The organism is Paenirhizobium naphthalenivorans, assembly GCF_007992095.1.
Classification (GTDB): domain Bacteria; phylum Pseudomonadota; class Alphaproteobacteria; order Rhizobiales; family Rhizobiaceae; genus Allorhizobium; species Allorhizobium naphthalenivorans.
Genome location: NZ_BJZP01000021.1, coordinates 59,362 through 76,477 on the forward strand (window position 1 = coordinate 59,362; position 17,116 = coordinate 76,477).

14 protein-coding genes are annotated in these 17,116 nt (G+C 57.8%); 10 read left to right on the top strand and 4 right to left on the bottom strand.

All coding sequences use genetic code 11. The features are described from left to right. Nucleotides 1-8: 8 nt before the first annotated feature. Entirely contained in the window at nt 9-830 is an 822-nt protein-coding gene (locus RNA01_RS17620) for a pyruvate, water dikinase regulatory protein (protein ID WP_147181547.1), read from the bottom strand. Nucleotides 831-1,232: 402 nt separating this feature from the next. Here RNA01_RS17620 and hemE point away from each other — a divergent pair, with 402 nt between their 5' ends. The 8 genes from hemE (at nt 1,233) to RNA01_RS17660 (ending at nt 10,005) form a co-directional block, all read left to right on the top strand. Next, nucleotides 1,233-2,267, top strand: coding sequence for a uroporphyrinogen decarboxylase (gene hemE, locus RNA01_RS17625; protein ID WP_147181522.1), 1,035 nt, complete (start codon nt 1,233-1,235; stop codon nt 2,265-2,267). 1 nt (nt 2,268) lies between these two features. Beyond that, nucleotides 2,269-2,808, top strand: a complete 540-nt coding sequence (hemJ, locus tag RNA01_RS17630; RefSeq protein ID WP_147181523.1) for a protoporphyrinogen oxidase HemJ — start codon at nt 2,269-2,271, stop codon at nt 2,806-2,808. 200 nt (nt 2,809-3,008) lie between these two features. Continuing rightward, nucleotides 3,009-4,274 carry a transcription termination factor Rho gene (rho, locus tag RNA01_RS17635; RefSeq protein WP_147181524.1) on the top strand — a complete coding sequence of 422 codons (1,266 nt, stop codon included), beginning with the start codon at nt 3,009-3,011 and terminating at the stop codon, nt 4,272-4,274. Between the two features lie 102 nt (nt 4,275-4,376). After that, nucleotides 4,377-5,705 carry a tRNA uridine-5-carboxymethylaminomethyl(34) synthesis GTPase MnmE gene (gene mnmE / locus RNA01_RS17640; protein WP_147181525.1) on the top strand — a complete coding sequence of 443 codons (1,329 nt, stop codon included), beginning with the start codon at nt 4,377-4,379 and terminating at the stop codon, nt 5,703-5,705. A gap of 66 nt (nt 5,706-5,771) precedes the next feature. Further along, nucleotides 5,772-7,646 carry a tRNA uridine-5-carboxymethylaminomethyl(34) synthesis enzyme MnmG gene (gene mnmG, locus RNA01_RS17645; RefSeq protein WP_147181526.1) on the top strand — a complete coding sequence of 625 codons (1,875 nt, stop codon included), beginning with the start codon at nt 5,772-5,774 and terminating at the stop codon, nt 7,644-7,646. 2 nt (nt 7,647-7,648) lie between these two features. Beyond that, a complete protein-coding gene (gene rsmG, locus RNA01_RS17650) occupies nt 7,649-8,299 on the top strand; it encodes a 16S rRNA (guanine(527)-N(7))-methyltransferase RsmG (protein WP_147181527.1) in 651 nt (216 codons plus the stop codon). Further along, nucleotides 8,296-9,090, top strand: coding sequence for a ParA family protein (locus tag RNA01_RS17655; protein WP_147181528.1), 795 nt, complete (start codon nt 8,296-8,298; stop codon nt 9,088-9,090). The genes rsmG and RNA01_RS17655 overlap by 4 nt, the downstream gene beginning before the upstream one ends. Nucleotides 9,091-9,123: 33 nt before the next feature. Then, complete coding sequence (locus tag RNA01_RS17660; protein ID WP_147181529.1) at nt 9,124-10,005, top strand: ParB/RepB/Spo0J family partition protein; 882 nt, start codon at nt 9,124-9,126, stop codon at nt 10,003-10,005. Nucleotides 10,006-10,010: 5 nt separating this feature from the next. On the opposite strand, the gene holA is transcribed toward RNA01_RS17660, so the two are convergent. The 3 genes from holA to leuS are packed head-to-tail and all read right to left on the bottom strand — an operon-like array spanning nt 10,011 to nt 14,209. Continuing rightward, nucleotides 10,011-11,057 carry a DNA polymerase III subunit delta gene (gene holA / locus RNA01_RS17665; RefSeq protein WP_147181548.1) on the bottom strand — a complete coding sequence of 349 codons (1,047 nt, stop codon included), beginning with the start codon at nt 11,055-11,057 and terminating at the stop codon, nt 10,011-10,013. Between the two features lie 13 nt (nt 11,058-11,070). Further along, nucleotides 11,071-11,592, bottom strand: a complete 522-nt coding sequence (locus RNA01_RS17670) for a hypothetical protein (protein ID WP_147181530.1) — start codon at nt 11,590-11,592, stop codon at nt 11,071-11,073. Further along, the gene (leuS, locus tag RNA01_RS17675) at nt 11,582-14,209 is read right to left on the bottom strand and encodes a leucine--tRNA ligase (RefSeq protein WP_147181531.1); all 2,628 of its coding nucleotides are present in this window, start codon (nt 14,207-14,209) and stop codon (nt 11,582-11,584) included. Before leuS ends, RNA01_RS17670 begins: the two co-directional genes overlap by 11 nt. 190 nt (nt 14,210-14,399) lie before the next feature. Between leuS and RNA01_RS17680 the strand changes: the two genes are divergently transcribed. Both RNA01_RS17680 and RNA01_RS17685 read left to right on the top strand, forming a co-directional pair. Then, nucleotides 14,400-15,059, top strand: coding sequence for a YggS family pyridoxal phosphate-dependent enzyme (locus tag RNA01_RS17680; protein WP_147181532.1), 660 nt, complete (start codon nt 14,400-14,402; stop codon nt 15,057-15,059). Between the two features lie 142 nt (nt 15,060-15,201). Beyond that, complete coding sequence (locus RNA01_RS17685) at nt 15,202-17,112, top strand: propionyl-CoA synthetase (protein ID WP_147181533.1); 1,911 nt, start codon at nt 15,202-15,204, stop codon at nt 17,110-17,112. The last annotated feature ends 4 nt before the right edge of the window (nt 17,113-17,116 follow it).

Sequence of the window (17,116 nt, forward strand, 5' to 3'; positions counted from 1 at the left end):
GAATCGGATTAACGCAGCTTGATCCTCAGGGCAACGATCGCCGCCGCCGTTTCCTCGATCGAGCGACGGGTCACATCGATGATCGGCCAATTATTTCGGGCACAAAGGGCCCGCGCATATTTCAGTTCCTCAGCAATCGTGGCTCGATCGGTATATTCACTGCGATCATAGCCCGGCGTTGCGCCGAGCTCGCGGTTCTCGCGCACCTGAGAGATACGGTCCGATGTAGCGATCAGACCAACGATGAGTGGATTTTTCGCCCGCATCAGACTTTCCGGAAGCGGCACACCGACGACAATCGGAATATTAGCGGTCTTAATACCACGATTGGCGAGATAGATGCTGGTTGGCGTTTTCGATGTCCGGCTTATGCCGATAAGCACCACGTCGGCGCCGTCATAATCGTCCGGTGCCTGCCCATCATCGTGATCCATTGTGAAGTTGAGCGCTTCGATCCGGGCGAAGTATTCGGCGTTGAGGACATGCTGTGCGCCCACCCTCCCCCGCGACGGCGCACCGAGATAGGTCTGAAAAGTATCCACTACCGGCGCCAGCACATTGACACTCGGCACACCCATTTCGCGGCAGGTGGTGTCAATGAGAGTCGCAAGGTCGGGTTCGACGATGGTGTAGAGGACGATTCCCGGCTCGTTGTCGATCGCTTGAAGTACCAACATCAACTGACGCTTCGAGCGGATCAACGGATAGACGTGCTCTATAGCATTGGACGCTTTGAATTGTGCCGCGGCCGCACGGCCAGCGGAGATGAGAGTCTCGCCCGTTGAGTCAGAAATGAGATGCAGATGGAAGAAGTTTTTCCGGTTCTCCACGTTCTTCTCGGCCACCTGTTGATAATTCGGGACAAACAGAGGTAGCGGCGCAAGCCCGCCTCGGGCAAGGGGAAAACTGCCAACTTATCCACATCGGCCTTTGTTCGGCACTCTCTCAAGGATGATTGTGGATTGTGGTAAGAAGCCGCAGTTTTTCAAATTGATCCACCACTTATCCACAGCTAAGCAGCAATCTCAAATCTCTATAACAAAATGATTTATTTACCTTTTTTGACGCTATCCCCAATATTTAGAAATAACCGCCGTGCTCTGACCACTTCATAGAGAATGCGGTGCCGAAACCGGGTTCAACTGTGGATGGGGTTTAATGCTTGATAGTCACAGACTCTTAGAAATAGAAGAAGATTCAATTATCTTTTCTTTTTTAAGAGGGCTGACGCCTTGACCGGTACCGAACGGAAAATCCTCGAAGTCTTGAACGGCAAGACAGTGAGCCCACCGCCTATCTGGTTGATGCGGCAGGCTGGGCGCTACCTTCCGGAATATCGCGAGACACGTGCCAAGGCCGGGAGCTTTCTCGATCTCTGTTACACGCCCGATTATGCCGTCGAGGTCACACTGCAGCCCATTCGGCGCTATGGTTTCGATGCGGCGATTCTTTTCTCCGATATTCTGGTGATTCCTGATGCGCTGAATCGCAATGTCCATTTCACCGAAGGGCATGGGCCGCAGATGGATCCGATCGATGCCGAGGGTATCCGCAAATTGGTTTGCGGTGATTTCATGCAGCATCTTGCTCCGGTCATCGAAACGGTCGGCCGTCTAAGGCAGTATTTGCCCAGTGAGACGACGCTGCTTGGATTCTGTGGCGCGCCGTGGACCGTCGCGACCTATATGATTGCTGGACACGGCACACCTGATCAGGCGCCGGCCCGGCTCTTTGCTTACCGAGAGCCGGAGGCTTTCGCCCATCTTCTTGATTTTCTCGCAGACATGTCTGCCACCTATCTGGTGGCCCAGATCGATGCCGGGGCGGATGCCGTGCAGATCTTTGATTCTTGGGCCGGTGTTCTCGGCGAGGAGGAGTTTGGCCGCTTCTGTGTTCGGCCCATGGCGCGAATCATCGCTTCGGTGAAGGCGCAGAGACCCTACGCGAAGGTTATTGCTTTTGCCAAGGGGGCTGGTCTTCTGCTGCGCGACTATCGCCAGAAGACCGGCGCGGATGCGATTGGCCTCGATTGGACGGTGCCCTTGAGTTTCGCAGTCGAGTTGCAGAAGGACGGGCCGGTGCAGGGCAATCTCGATCCCATGCGGGTCGTCGCCGGAGGGCAGGCGCTCGAGGAAGGGATCGATCGTATTCTTGACAAGCTTGGGCATGGACCGCTGATTTTCAATCTCGGCCATGGCATCACGCCTCAGGCTGATCCGAAAAACGTCAGCCTTCTCGTTGAGCGTGTCCGAGGAAGGGGGAAGTAGCATGGCCGAGCGGCAGACGGATCTGGCACCGGGACGTAAGGCGGCCACCAAGGCGGCGATCGCACTGGTGTTCTTCGGCGCCATCGCTCTGGCGATTGCCGTTTTCGGTGAGGATGCCGCCTATTCCTGGATCAAGGCGCTGCATGTCATCGCCATCATTTCCTGGATGGCGGGTATGCTCTACATGCCGCGACTTTTCATCTACCACAGTGATTGCGAGCCGGATTCCGATCAGGCCCGGACCTTCAGCGTGATGGAGGTGCGGCTCATGAAGGTGATCATGAACCCCGCAATGATCGTTTCATGGGTCCTGGGCCTCTATTTGGCCTGGACGGTATTCGGCTTCCAGGGTGGCTGGCTTCATTTGAAGCTGCTCGCCGTTCTTGGTCTTTCTGGTGTCCACGGCTTCTTCGCTCGATCGGTCAAGGCTTTTGGACGTGGGCAGTATGTGCGCGACGCTCGTTTTTGGCGCCTGATGAACGAGGTTCCGACGCTTTTGATGATCGTTATCGTCGTCCTGGTGGTCGTCAAACCGTTTTGAGCGCGCGTTTGAACGACTCTGGACCTTTATTTTCGTCCGATTCTGCTTTTTGCTTGCGGGCAAAAGGCTGACCCGCTATTTTCCCGCCATCTCATCTTTTCGGCTTGCGTAATATTCTGTCATTTGCGGCCTTTCGCGATCGTACCGAATTCAACCGGCTCGCCTTCCCCTGAAAAAATAAACGAACGTGGTCCATCTTCATGGCTGAAATGAAGCTACAAGAACTTAAGAGCAAATCGCCGACCGATCTGCTCGCCTTCGCCGAATCGCTTGAAGTCGAGAACGCCAGCACGATGCGCAAGCAGGAGCTGATGTTTGCAATCCTGAAAATGTTGGCGTCTCAGGACGTCGAAATTATCGGCGAGGGTGTTGTCGAGGTCCTGCAGGACGGTTTTGGCTTCCTTCGCTCGGCCAATGCCAATTACCTGCCTGGTCCGGATGACATCTACATTTCTCCTTCGCAGCTCCGGCGCTTCTCGCTTAAGACTGGCGATACGGTCGAAGGACCAATTCGCGGACCGAAGGAGGGTGAACGCTATTTCGCCCTGCTCAAGGTGAATACAATCAATTTCGAAGACCCGGAAAAGATCCGTCACAAGGTTCACTTCGATAATCTGACGCCTCTCTATCCGAATGAACGGTTCAAGATGGAACTCGACGTTCCGACCTCGAAGGACCTGTCTGCCCGTGTCATCGATTTGGTAGCACCACTTGGCAAGGGTCAGCGCGGCCTGATCGTCGCGCCGCCGCGCACTGGTAAGACCGTGCTTTTGCAGAACATCGCCCACTCGATCACTGCTAACCATCCGGAATGCTATCTCATTGTCCTGCTGATCGATGAGCGCCCTGAAGAAGTGACCGATATGCAGCGCTCGGTTAAGGGGGAAGTCGTGTCTTCTACCTTCGATGAGCCGGCTGTCCGTCACGTTCAGGTCGCTGAAATGGTCATCGAGAAGGCCAAGCGCCTTGTTGAGCACGGCCGTGACGTTGTCATTCTGCTCGACTCGATCACCCGTCTTGGCCGCGCTTACAACACTGTTGTCCCCTCTTCGGGCAAGGTGCTGACGGGCGGTGTGGACGCCAATGCCCTGCAACGTCCGAAGCGCTTCTTCGGCGCAGCACGCAACATCGAAGAAGGTGGTTCTCTGACCATTATCGCGACGGCGTTGATTGATACAGGTAGCCGTATGGATGAAGTGATCTTTGAGGAATTCAAGGGCACCGGTAACTCGGAAATCGTGCTCGACCGTAAGGTCGCCGATAAGCGCATCTTCCCGTCGATGGATATTCTGAAATCCGGTACACGTAAGGAAGATCTGCTCGTTCCGCGACAGGATCTACAGAAGATCTTTGTTCTGCGCCGTATCTTGGCTCCAATGGGAACAACGGATGCCATTGAGTTCCTGATCGACAAGCTGAAACAGACCAAGAACAATGCGGACTTCTTCGATTCGATGAATACCTGACTTAGGCTTGAATTTGATGCAATTTCTAACGAGCGGCGGGTCAAACTGCCGCTCGATTCGCTTCCGAACCAAAGTCGCTCATGCCTGTTGAGGTGATAAGCCATGCTTCGCTCCCCTCGGGAAACTATATTTGCGCTGTCCAGCGGTGCCCTCCCCTCTGGGGTGGCGATTGTTCGTGTGAGTGGCCCAGGTGCAGGTTTGGTTGCGCTGGAAATGGTGGGGAGATTGCCGGCACCAAGGAATGCCGTGCTTCGCTCGATTCGTTCCCGTAATGATTTATTGCTCGATCAGGCCCTCGTTCTTTGGTTTCCGGCACCACACTCTTTCACTGGAGAGGATTGTCTCGAGCTTCATCTGCATGGTGGTCGCGCACTCGTGCGCAAGATTCTCGAGGAGTTATCCACATTCGACAATTGCCGGATGGCCGAACCTGGTGAGTTTTCGCGGCGCGCCTTCGAACACGGAAAGCTCGACCTAGTCGAGATTGAAGGGCTATCCGACCTCCTGGCAGCGGATACAGAGATGCAGCGTCGGTTGGCGGTTGAGCAAAGCGCCGGCCATCTGTCGAGTCTCTATGAGGGCTGGCGCGGTAAGCTGGTCGAAGCGCGGGCTATGATCGAGGCGGAGCTCGATTTTTCCGATGAAGGCGATATTCCCGGTTCGGTTTCGGATCGAATCTGGAGCGACATGCGCGCCTTTCAGTCGGAACTTGAAAAGGCCTTGGACGCTCTAAAGGCCGGAGAGATTATTCGCGACGGGTTCAAGGTTGTGATTGCGGGTCGGCCGAACGCCGGGAAGTCAAGCCTTCTTAATGCGCTAGCCGGGCGGGACGTGGCGATCGTTACGGAGTATGCGGGTACGACGCGTGATATCTTGCACTGCGAGCTGGATATTGGAGGCTATGCGGTGCACTTCTACGACACAGCTGGCATTCGCGATGCCTCGGAACCTGTTGAACGCGAAGGGGTTCGTCGGGCACTTGGTCAGATTGACGAGGCGGATCTTGTACTGTCCCTCGCCAGCGTCGATACCCCCGATGATTTTGTCGAGGTGCCAGCTGGTTGTTCCGTCGTACGTGTGTGCACCAAGGCGGATCTACTCACTGATTCGGATCCGAAACCGATAACTGATATTCTCATCTCCAGTGCGTCTGGCTATGGAATTACGGAGCTAAAGGCGAAGGTCTTGGCGTTTGTGGAGCAGCGAGTGGGGACATTTTCGCTTGCGATTCCCAGCCGACTGAGGCATGGACAACAGCTTCGCGACGCGATTGATGAAGTTGGGCGAGCCATTGAGCGTGACGATCTTGGTCTCGAGATTCGCGCTGAGCATCTTCGACGTGCTTCCGATGCGCTCGGCCGCATCACAGGCCGGATCGATGTGGAAATGTTGCTCGGGAAGATCTTTTCCGAGTTCTGTGTCGGCAAATGATTCACGTGAAACAACGCTTCCGAAATGGTCTGCGGCTTTGGCCGCATCATCGGTGGAGGAATGGGAATGGCAGATCTACCTTTTGACGTTGTCGTCATCGGTGGCGGGCATGCGGGCTCCGAAGCAGCCAGTGCTGCCGCTCGCATGGGCGCGCGGGTGGGATTGATAACCCACCGTGCGGATACGATCGGCGGGATGTCCTGCAATCCGGCGATTGGTGGCTTGGGTAAGGGCCATCTTGTTCGCGAAATCGACGCCTTGGATGGTATTATGGGGCGTTGCGCGGATCTTGGCGGCATTCAGTTCCGCATGCTGAACCGCCGCAAAGGGCCAGCGGTGTGGGGGCCTCGCACCCAAGCTGACCGCAAGCTCTACAAGAACGCAGTTCAAGCGGCGCTGGCTCAGCAAGAACGCCTGATGATTCTCGAAGGAGATGTGGTTTCTTTTGCGCTGGATGCTGGTGGTGCTATCCGTTCCGTCACACTCTCAAATGGCCGAGAAATTCGTTGCGGCGCGGCCGTTCTCACCAGCGGGACCTTCTTGCGAGGCCTCATTCATATAGGTGACCGCAAGATCCCTGCGGGTCGCGTCGGTGAACCGCCGTCTGTGGGCTTGAGTGCTGTGCTTTCTGCCGCGCAGTTGAAAATTGGACGACTTAAGACGGGGACGCCCGCGCGTCTGGACGGCAAGACGATCAACTGGAGTGGCCTCGACCGCCAGGAATCCGATTCGGATCCGATACCATTTTCATTCATGACCAATCAAATCGAAACACCACAGATCAGCTGTGGTATAACCAGAACAACAGACGCGACCCATAAGGTGATCCGCGACAATATTCATTTGTCGGCTATGTATTCTGGGCAAATTGAAGGCGTTGGGCCGCGATATTGTCCGTCGATTGAAGATAAGATCATGCGGTTTGGCGATCGGGATGGTCATCAGATCTTTCTGGAGCCGGAAGGGCTTGATGACGATACTGTCTATCCCAATGGAATTTCTACCTCGCTGCCTGAAAATGTGCAGGAGGCATATATTCGTACCATTCCCGGCTTGGAGAACGTGCGGATCTTGCAGTGCGGATATGCGATTGAATATGACTATGTGGATCCGCGGGAGTTGCGGCCTACCCTCGAGGTAACCAAGGTGCCGGGTCTATTCTTGGCGGGCCAGATCAATGGCACGACCGGTTACGAGGAGGCTGCTGCGCAGGGTCTTGTGGCGGGCCTCAATGCGGCGCGTTTGGCTGGTGGTGCTGACGGCGTGGTGTTCAGCCGCACGCAATCCTATATTGGCGTTATGCTGGATGATCTGACGACTTCGGGCGTCACCGAGCCCTATCGGATGTTCACTTCTAGGGCTGAGTATCGCTTGACGTTACGGGCAGACAACGCGGACATGCGGCTGACACCTTTGGGCATCGACCTGGGATGTGTTGGCGGCGAGCGGGCTTCACGGTTCGCGGCCTATGAGACTGAAAGATTGGCTATCTATCGGGCGCTCGGGGAACTGTCGGTAACGCCAAATGAGGCCCAAGCCGGCGGAATTTCGGTGAATCAGGACGGGAAGAGGCGCACGGCGCGGGAACTATTGTCTTATCCGGATGTGGATTGGCATGCGCTGTGTCGCATCTGGCCTGAACTTGGCGCTGTTACGGGCGGAGTGGCAACGGGTGTCTCGATTGACGCTCAATATTCGGCCTATATCGAGCGACAAGACGCGGACATACTGAGTGTTCAGCGCGAGGAAGAACGCGTGATTCCGTCTGACTTCGACTATTCGGTGCTACCTGGTCTGTCTAATGAGTTGAAACATAAGCTTGCCGCAGCGCGTCCATGGTCGGTTGCCCATGCGAAGAGGGTAGACGGTATGACGCCGGCGGCACTATCGCTGTTGATTGCGCATCTGCGCAAGGCGGTGCCGCTGTTGAAGGTCGGATAACAATGACGAAAACTCTCTCTGATCTAGGATTGAACGTTTCACGTGAAACGCTCGGGAAACTCGAACGTTTTGCGAGTCTTTTTCAAAAATGGGCGCGTGCGATCAATCTTGTGGCACCATCCACAAAGGAATCCCTCTGGGAGAGGCATATCGCCGACAGCGCGCAAATCTTTAAACTCGCTCCGGAATCGAAACATTGGATTGACCTTGGTAGCGGCGGGGGATTTCCGGGCGTGATTACAGCGATTCTTCTTTCAGATCAGGGAGATGGCTGGGTCGATCTGGTGGAGAGCAATCACAAGAAGGCAGGTTTCTTGCGTGTCGCATTGAACGAGACGGGCGCGCGCGCAGCGGTGCATCCGATCCGGATCGAAGAAGCCCAGAAGAAACTGGTCAATTGCGATGCCATCTCTGCTCGCGCACTGGCCGATCTGGATCAATTGCTCGTTTTTGCGGCACCTTGGGCGGAGCGCAATCCCTCACTGCGCTGCTATTTCCACAAAGGTCGGGATTATCTCGGTGAGATCGACAAAGCCCGTGGTCGCTGGCACTTCGATCTGGTAATACACCAGAGCGCGATCGAGGCCGACTCCGTCATTTTGGAATTGGCCAATATTCGGCGCATTGGTCAACCAGCGTCAGGTGCGGAATGACTGTTGAGAAAAACCGGATCATTACCATTGCTAACCAGAAGGGTGGCGTCGGCAAGACGACGACTGCAATTAATCTGGCCACTGCGCTTGCCGCCATCGGCGAACGCGTTTTGATTGTCGATCTCGATCCGCAGGGGAATGCCAGCACAGGCCTGGGTATCGATCGGCGGGATCGCAAGTTTTCATCATATGATGTTCTAGTCGGTAGCCGTTCCGTTGCCGAAGCGGCTATTGAAACGGCTGTGCCGAACCTGGCCATCGTTCCGTCTACGCTAGACCTCCTCGGTTTTGAAATGGAGATCGCCCAGCAAGCGGACCGCGTTTTCCGGCTCAAGAAGGCCCTTGCGACGGATGATGCGCGGCGGTTCACCTATGTTCTGGTCGATTGCCCACCCTCCTTCAACCTGTTGACCATGAATGCCATGGCCGCCGCGCATTCCGTCCTGGTTCCGCTGCAATGCGAGTTCTTCGCGCTCGAAGGCCTCAGCCAGTTGCTCGAGACGATCAGCCAGGTCCGTCAGACGGTCAATCCGAGCCTCGATATCCAGGGCATCGTACTGACGATGTTCGATGCGCGTAATAACCTTGCGCAACAGGTTGTCAGTGATGTGCGGACGCATCTGGGCGAGAAGGTCTATACGACGCTCATCCCGCGCAATGTCCGTGTCTCCGAGGCGCCCTCCTATGGTAAACCGGCGATCCTCTATGATCTGAAATGTGCCGGCAGCCAAGCCTATCTGCAGCTGGCATCCGAAGTCATTCAGCGGGAAAGACAGCGCAAGGCGGCGTGATTGTTTGCGCTAATTAGTTATGGAGCATAATATATGAGTGACGATCTTTCCAAGCGGCGGCTTGGTCGGGGCTTGGCTGCTCTGATCGGAGAGATGGATCAGCCCGTGCCGGTGGGGGAAGTCCGCCCCAGAATTAATCCCGACCGCACCGTGCCGATCGAATTCGTCGCCCGCAACCCGAAAAATCCTCGCCGCTATTTCGACGAAACCGAATTGCAGGATCTGGCTGGCTCAATCCGGCAACATGGTATCGTCCAGCCGGTCGTCGTGCGGACCCTTGCCAAAGATCGTTTTGAAATTATCGCCGGCGAACGGCGCTGGCGAGCGGCTCAGCTCGCAGGGCTGGTCGAGATCCCCGTTGTTGTGCGCGACGTAGATGACCGCACCGCGCTCGAACTCGCCATTGTCGAAAACGTTCAACGGGCCGATCTCAATCCGCTCGAAGAGGCGCTCGGCTATGAGCAACTGATTGCCGAACATGGTTATACCCAGAATGATCTTGGCGAAATCATCGGCAAGAGCCGTAGCCATGTGGCCAACAGTTTGCGGTTGCTGAAGCTGCCGGAGCCGGTGCGTGATATGTTGGCCGAGGGCAGTTTGTCGGCCGGCCATGCCCGGGCGCTGGTGTCCACCCCGGATCCGGTGACGCTTGCCAAAACCATAGCCGCCAAAGGGCTGTCTGTGCGTGATGCGGAGAAGCTGGCCCAGACCCATATCAAGGCTCAGAGCGCACCGCCGGCGGAGCCCCGTGAGCCGAAGGATTCCGATACAGTGGCGCTGGAGCGTAGCCTGACGGATCGGTTGGGCCTGGCTGTTGCCATCAACCACAAGGGCAGTGGCGGTCAGATCAGGATTTCCTACAAGACCCTCGAACAGCTCGAGGAAATCTGCCGTCTGCTCGAAGGTCGAAGCTGAGCCCCTCAGGCGCGGCGATTGCGCCGCGCCGATTGCAATGTGGTCGATAAAAGCGTCTGCATGGCCAGCTTGTCTTCAAGCGCCGCCTTCTTGCGGGTCTGTAGGATCGTCGCCTGGATGCGGCTGGCTTCCCTGGCCAGATCGGTCGCGTTCCAGTTGCGCAGGGCCCGCTCAATGAGCGGCTTTCGGCGGAAGTGTATTCCCCGGCCCAGCGACTGTATGACCTGGCCCGCTTGCTGTTGACGATCTTCCATCTCGATTCGCATCAGTTCAAGCTGCTGGAACTGACGCAGGCAGGACTGGAGCACAAGAAAGACCGGCGTCTTGGAGGTTACGATCTTCTGTAACGCATGCAGGAAGCCATCGGGGTCGCCAGATAGCACCGCGTCAACCACCTCGTCGGTCGAGATGGCGCTCGCGTCGCCGATGATGTCGACCACATGCTGCTCGTCGATTATCGGCTCATGTAGACAGTATAACAGCAGCTTGCGTACTTCGCTGCGGGATGCGATCCGGTCACCCCCGAGCGATTCAGTCAGAAGCTCGCGCGCGGCAGGCGTGATGCGCTGGCCTGCCCCTGAAAGTTCTGTGTCGATCAGCGCGTTGATCGCCCTTGCATCGTCCTGGTAGCAGGGAACGATTGCTATGCTGCGAGCTGCCTCGGCCACCTTGCGCAGCGCTGATCCCTTCTTCAGATCGCCCGCTTCGATGAGGACGGTACTGTTTTCCGGCGGGGCTTCGACGATGATCTGCAATCCGTCGACCAAAGCTTTCTCGTTGGCCGCGCCACGAATCCAGACCAGCTTGTCGCCGCCGAACAGACCGAAGGAATTCACCTCGTCCATCAGACGGCCGGGATCTGAAGTGATGTCGCCAACGTCGAGCCTGATTAGCGCAAAGTTGTCAGAGAGGTCGACCCCCGTGGTTGCGGCTATCTGCGCCGCGCGCTCGGCCACCAGGCCGCGGTCCGGTCCGTAAACGACAAAGATGCGGTAATGCCGCACGGATTTCTGCAGGAAGCCTTCAAACTCGTGGGATTTGACCTCTGCCATGGTGCGGGTGCCCTCAGCGCCCGAGAACCATGGCGAGATCGGCACGAATGAGTTCGGCCAGCTCGCGGGCAGCACGGTTTTCACCATCGCGAATGGCCCTGTGCTTGGCAAACTCCTGAGCCGGGAAATCAACCAGCGAGACGGCTTGGCGATGACCGGCCTTGAGTACGGTGTTGTCGGCGATACGCTCGAGCGTATAATCCGCCGATACCGCCACGCGGCCCGCCTTGAATGTGTCGGAGGATCGATCGAGCAATACGCCGGTCGTCTTGGTTTCGACCTTGAGCTCGACCCTATACTCTGGCGCGGCCGGTTCCCCCGCCCCACCCCCGGTCATGAAAATCAGCTGATTGCGCACTTCGAGCTCAACGCGATCATCCGCTTCGGAATAGGCTATTGCCCCGAGGCTCTTCTGAGTTGCGGCGCTGTCGCCATAGAGTGGGCGAGCCTGGCACGAGGCGAGAATCGCCGAAAGGCCCAAGGCAAGCAGTAGGCTGGTCCGGCGAACCGGCAGGCGGACGGGGTCAGACGACAATGTTCACAATCCTTAACGGAACGACGATGATCTTCTTCGGAGTCTGCCCGGCAAGGGCGGCCTTTACGGCGTCGAGTGCAAGAACCGCATTCTGGACAGCATCTTGGTCCGCGTCGCGGCTGATTGTCAATTCAGCGCGCTTTTTACCGTTGATCTGGATCGGCATGACGACCTCGTCCAGCTGCACGAGTTGCGGAATGAAGGCCGGCCAAGGTGCGGTGGCGACCAGTCCCTCGCGGCCGATAGCCTTCCAGCATTCCTCCGCCAGATGTGGCGTCATCGGGCTAATCAGCTGGATCAGGATCTCTGCGGCGTCCTTAACGGCGGCGGTCATTACTGCGTCGACTTTAGCGTTCGCGACATCCATGAGCGGTCCGGCCAGGGTGTTGACCAACTCGTAGATACGCGCCACGGCCTTGTTGAAAGCGAGCTTGTCATAGTCGCTCTGGACAGCGGCGAGCGTGCGATGCGCAGCCTGGGACACCGTCATGGCGGCGCCCTCTTTAGCCGGATTCGCCTCTGTCGTTGCCATGGCTTCCGCGGCTTCGGAAATCAGCCGCCAGACGCGCTGTACGAAGCGGTGTGCACCCTCTACCCCCGCCTCGGACCAGATCACGTCGCGGTCGGGTGGCGAGTCCGACAGCACGAAGAAGCGCGCCGTGTCGGCGCCATAGGACGCGATGATGTCATCTGGATCGACGACGTTCTTCTTCGACTTCGACATCTTCTCGATCGAGCCGATGGCGACTTCCTCGCCAGAAGAGAGCAGATAGGCCTTCCGGCCTCCATCAACCTCTTCGATGCGGATGTCAGCCGGCGCCACCCATTGGCCTTGAGCGCCGGCGCCAAGCTTATAGGTCTCGTGCACCACCATGCCCTGGGTGAACAAGCCCTTGAAAGGCTCGCTCAGACCGACGTGGCCCGTCTCGCGCATGGCGCGGGTGAAGAAACGCGAATAGAGCAGGTGGAGGATCGCGTGTTCGATGCCGCCGATATACTGGTCGACTGGCAACCAATGGTCGGCGATTGCCGGAACGGTCGGCAGGTCCTCGCGCGGTGCCGTGAAGCGGGCGAAGTACCAACTCGAATCGACAAACGTGTCCATCGTGTCCGTTTCACGTCGTGCCGGCTTGCCGCATTCCGGGCAGGCAACGTGGCGCCAGGTCGCGTGACGGTCAAGTGGATTGCCGGGAACGTCGAATGTGACGTCATCGGGCAGCTTGACCGGCAGGTCCTTCTTCGGCACGGGGACGACGCCGCAATCGTCGCAATGGATGACCGGGATCGGGCAGCCCCAGTAGCGCTGGCGGGAAATACCCCAGTCACGCAGGCGGAACTGGACCTTGCGTTCGCCCTGCGGCGCATTGCCGAGCATGGTCGACGACAGCTTGTCGGCCACAAGCTTGAAGGCTTCCGCGGTATCCAGGCCGTCAAGGAAGCGGGAATTGATCATCACGCCGTCGCCGTCATAAGCCGTGTCGCCCACCGAGAAGGTTGCGGCATCGCCGTCCTTCGGCATGACGACCGGAACGACGGGCAGGTCGTATTTGCGGGCGAAATCGAGGTCGCGCTGATCTCCCGAGGGGCAGCCGAAGATTGCGCCCGTGCCATAGTCCATGAGGACGAAGTTGGCGACATAGACTGGCAGTTCCCAGGAGGGGTCGAAGGGATGGCGCACTTTCACGCCGGTGTCTATGCCCTTCTTCTCGGCCGTCTCGAGCGCCGCGAGCGAAGTCCCTGCGCGCCGGCTCTCGTCGCAGAAGGCTGCCACCTTGGCGTTCTTCTCCGACACCGCCTTGGCCAGCGGATGATCGGCGGCGATGGCCAGGAAGGAGGCGCCGAACAGGGTGTCGGGACGGGTCGTATAAACCGTCACTTCCGAATGACCTGCCGGAGCAGCGCCGGTGATCTCCCAGCGCAGCGTCAGCCCTTCCGAACGGCCGATCCAGTTCTTCTGCATCAGGCGCACTTTTTCCGGCCATTGGTCGAGCGTGTCCAGCGAATCGAGCAGGTCCTGGCTGAAATCGGTAATCTTGAAGAACCACTGGGTCAGTTCGCGCTGTTCGACCAGCGCGCCGGAGCGCCATCCGCGACCTTCGATGACCTGTTCATTGGCAAGCACCGTATGGTCGACCGGGTCCCAGTTGACCTTCGACTGTTTGCGATAGATCAGGCCCTTTTCCATCATGTCGAGGAACAGGTACTGCTGGCGCTGGTAGTATTCGACGTCACATGTGGCGAATTCGCGCGACCAGTCGAGCGATAGGCCCATCGACTTTAGCTGGCCGCGCATGGTGGCGATATTCTGGTAAGTCCATTCTTTCGGATGGACCTTGTTCTGCATGGCGGCATTTTCCGCCGGCATGCCGAAGGCGTCCCAGCCCATTGGATGCAGGACGTTATAGCCGCGGGCGCGCTTGTAACGTGCAACCACGTCGCCCATCGCGTAGTTGCGAACGTGACCCATATGGATGCGGCCCGAAGGATAGGGGAACATCTCAAGGACGTAGTACTTCTCGCGCTTGTTGTTGTTGTCGGTGACGAAGACGCCTGCTTCGGACCATTTCGCCTGCCAACGGGGCTCGGCATCGCGCGGATTGTAACGTTCGGTGGCCATATTTCGCATTTCCGGAATAGCTAGGAAGGATGTGCCGACCTTCACCACGAAACCGGCCAAGCGTCAAGTTTTCGAGGCCATTGCGGCGATTTGCCGGTCGCTGCTAAAAGCAGCTACGAATAAGTCGATCAACTGGCCATTGCCCCCGTGAGATCGGCGTACAGGAAACCGGAAACGAACGGATTGAGACATGAGCGTAGAGGAAAGATTGGCCGAAGTACGTCAGCGAATCCGGAAAGCGGCGGCCGAGGCTGATCGTGAGCCGGATTCTATTGAGCTCATCGCCGTCTCGAAGACCTTCGATGCGGAATATATCCGCCCGGTAATTGCTGCCGGCCAGCGGATGTTCGGCGAGAACCGTGTTCAAGAGGCTCAAGGCAAGTGGCCGGGTCTCAAGCAGGAGACAGGGGGGATCGAGCTGCATCTGATCGGTCCCCTACAATCGAACAAAGCGGCCGATGCCGTCGCTCTTTTCGATGTAATCGAGACGGTGGATCGCGAGAAAATCGCCCGCGCACTCGCTGTCGAAATGCAGCAGCAGGGTCGAACCCCGCGCCTTTATGTTCAGGTAAATACGGGCATGGAGCCGCAGAAGGCCGGGATCGCACCGGACGAGGTGCCGACTTTTCTGAAGCTGTGTCGCGAGGTAATCGGCCTTTCGATCGAGGGACTGATGTGTATTCCGCCGGCCAACGAAAATCCCGGACCGCATTTCGCGTTGCTGGCCAAGCTTGCCGCGGAGAACGGTCTCGATAGACTGTCCATGGGAATGTCCGGAGATTTTGAAACTGCCATCGGGTTTGGGGCGACCAGCGTTCGGGTTGGGTCGGCGATCTTCGGGTCGCGCTGACGAGTGCTCTTGCGCCGGAGGCTATAGGTCTGTCTGCCACCGGGGCGGGCATACCGCTTTCGTCTGACTTTCCAGATGCCAGTTCCATCCTTAGTATTGCGGCAAAACCAACAATAGTCTCGCGTCGCATCGGGAGGGATTCATGCAAGGTAACTATCTGGAAACCTATCAATCATGGATGGGAGATCCGGAAGCTTTCTGGAAGGACCAGGCTAACCGTCTCGATTGGTTCAAGCCCGCCGATAAGATCTTCGATGCCGATGCCGGCGTTTACGGACGCTGGTTCACCGGTGCGGAAACCAATACCTGTCACAATTGTGTCGATCGTCACGTGGCCGCTGGACGTGGTGCGCAGAACGCGATCATCTACGACAGTCCGATGACTGGGGAAAAGCGGAGCTACACGTTTGATGACCTGCTGACCGAGGTTACGGCGTTTGCTGCGGTGCTGAAGAATCATGGCATCGGCAAGGGTGACCGGGTCATCATCTACATGCCGATGATCCCCGAGGCGGTGTTCTCCATGCTCGCCTGCGCCCGCATCGGTGCGATCCATTCGGTGGTGTTCGGTGGTTTTGCCGCGCATGAACTTGCGACGCGCATTGATGACTGTAACGCCAAGGCCGTGATCAGCGCGAGCTGCGGCCTTGAGCCCGGCCGTATCGTCCCCTACAAGCCGCTGCTCGACCACGCGGTCGATATGGCGAAGGTCAAGCCGGAATACTCCTTCGTGTTGCAGCGTGACCAGCTTCATGCGCCGCTGCGTTATGAGCATGGCGATGTCGACCTGGCAAAGGCGGTCGAGGTCGAGAAGGTCAATGGCACGCCCGCCGCCTGCGAGCCTGTAGCCGCGACCGATCCACTTTACGTGCTTTACACCTCCGGCACGACTGGCCAGCCCAAGGGCGTCGTTCGCGACAACGGCGGCCATATGGTGGCGCTTGCCTGGACGATGGAGAATATCTACGGCGTGAAGCCGGGCGAGGTCTTCTGGGCCGCCTCCGACATCGGGTGGGTCGTCGGTCATTCCTACATCGTCTATGCTCCACTCCTGGCTGGCAACACGACGATCATTTTCGAAGGTAAGCCGGTCGGTACACCGGATGCCGGTACTTTCTGGCGTGTTGTTGCCGATCACGACGTCAAGGCGCTTTTCACCGCGCCGACCGCGTTCCGCGCGATCCGCCGTGACGATCCGGATGGCGAGTTTGTCCGAAAGTACGATCTGAAGGGTCTACGCACGCTCTTCCTTGCCGGTGAACGCGCCGACCCGGAAACCATCAAATGGGCCGAGAAGATGCTTCAGGTGCCGGTCATTGACCATTGGTGGCAGACTGAGACAGGCTGGGCGATTGCCGCCAATCCGGTGGGCCTCGGTCTACTTCCGGTCAAGTATGGTTCTCCAGCCGTGCCAATGCCGGGCTATGATCTCGACGTGCTCGACGATGCCGGCCATTCGGTGCCGCATGGCACGCTCGGCAATATCGTCGTCAAGCTCCCTCTGCCCCCAGGCTGTTTGGTCACTTTCTGGGGCGCCGACGAGCGCTTCCGCTCGTCCTGCCTTGATGAGTTCCCTGGCTACTACAAGACAGCTGATGCCGGCATCATCGATGAAGACGGCTATGTCTTCGTCATGGCACGCACCGACGATATCATCAACTGCGCCGGGCATCGTCTGTCGACGGGGGCGATGGAAGAAGTCTGTGCGATGCATCCGGATGTCGCGGAATGTGCGGTGGTCGGAATTGCCGACGCGCTCAAAGGTCAGATCCCTTGCGGCTTCCTGGTGCTAAAGCACAATGTGAATCGCGATTTCAAGGCGATCGAGCGCGAGATCGTGCAGCTCGTGCGCGACGAAATCGGACCGGTCGCCGCCTTCAAGAACGTGATGAAGGTCGAGCGTCTGCCCAAGACCCGTTCTGGCAAGATTCTACGTGGAACCATGCAGAAGATCGCCGATGGCATGCCGTGGAAGATGCCTGCGACGATCGACGACCCGGCCATCCTCGACGAGATCACCGTGGTGCTTAAAGAGCACGGCATGGCCCAGTAAACGC

What these genes read in the sequence shown, in the direction of transcription:
- RNA01_RS17680 (WP_147181532.1), top strand. Translation starts at nt 14,400, where the DNA reads ATGAGCGTAGAGGAAAGATTGGCCGAAGTACGTCAGCGAATCCGGAAA.
- RNA01_RS17655 (WP_147181528.1), top strand. Translation starts at nt 8,296, where the DNA reads ATGACTGTTGAGAAAAACCGGATCATTACCATTGCTAACCAGAAGGGT.
- leuS (WP_147181531.1), bottom strand. Translation starts at nt 14,209, where the DNA reads ATGGCCACCGAACGTTACAATCCGCGCGATGCCGAGCCCCGTTGGCAG.
- holA (WP_147181548.1), bottom strand. Translation starts at nt 11,057, where the DNA reads ATGGCAGAGGTCAAATCCCACGAGTTTGAAGGCTTCCTGCAGAAATCC.
- RNA01_RS17685 (WP_147181533.1), top strand. Translation starts at nt 15,202, where the DNA reads ATGCAAGGTAACTATCTGGAAACCTATCAATCATGGATGGGAGATCCG.
- rho (WP_147181524.1), top strand. Translation starts at nt 3,009, where the DNA reads ATGGCTGAAATGAAGCTACAAGAACTTAAGAGCAAATCGCCGACCGAT.
- RNA01_RS17660 (WP_147181529.1), top strand. Translation starts at nt 9,124, where the DNA reads ATGAGTGACGATCTTTCCAAGCGGCGGCTTGGTCGGGGCTTGGCTGCT.
- rsmG (WP_147181527.1), top strand. Translation starts at nt 7,649, where the DNA reads ATGACGAAAACTCTCTCTGATCTAGGATTGAACGTTTCACGTGAAACG.
- mnmG (WP_147181526.1), top strand. Translation starts at nt 5,772, where the DNA reads ATGGCAGATCTACCTTTTGACGTTGTCGTCATCGGTGGCGGGCATGCG.
- mnmE (WP_147181525.1), top strand. Translation starts at nt 4,377, where the DNA reads ATGCTTCGCTCCCCTCGGGAAACTATATTTGCGCTGTCCAGCGGTGCC.
- hemJ (WP_147181523.1), top strand. Translation starts at nt 2,269, where the DNA reads ATGGCCGAGCGGCAGACGGATCTGGCACCGGGACGTAAGGCGGCCACC.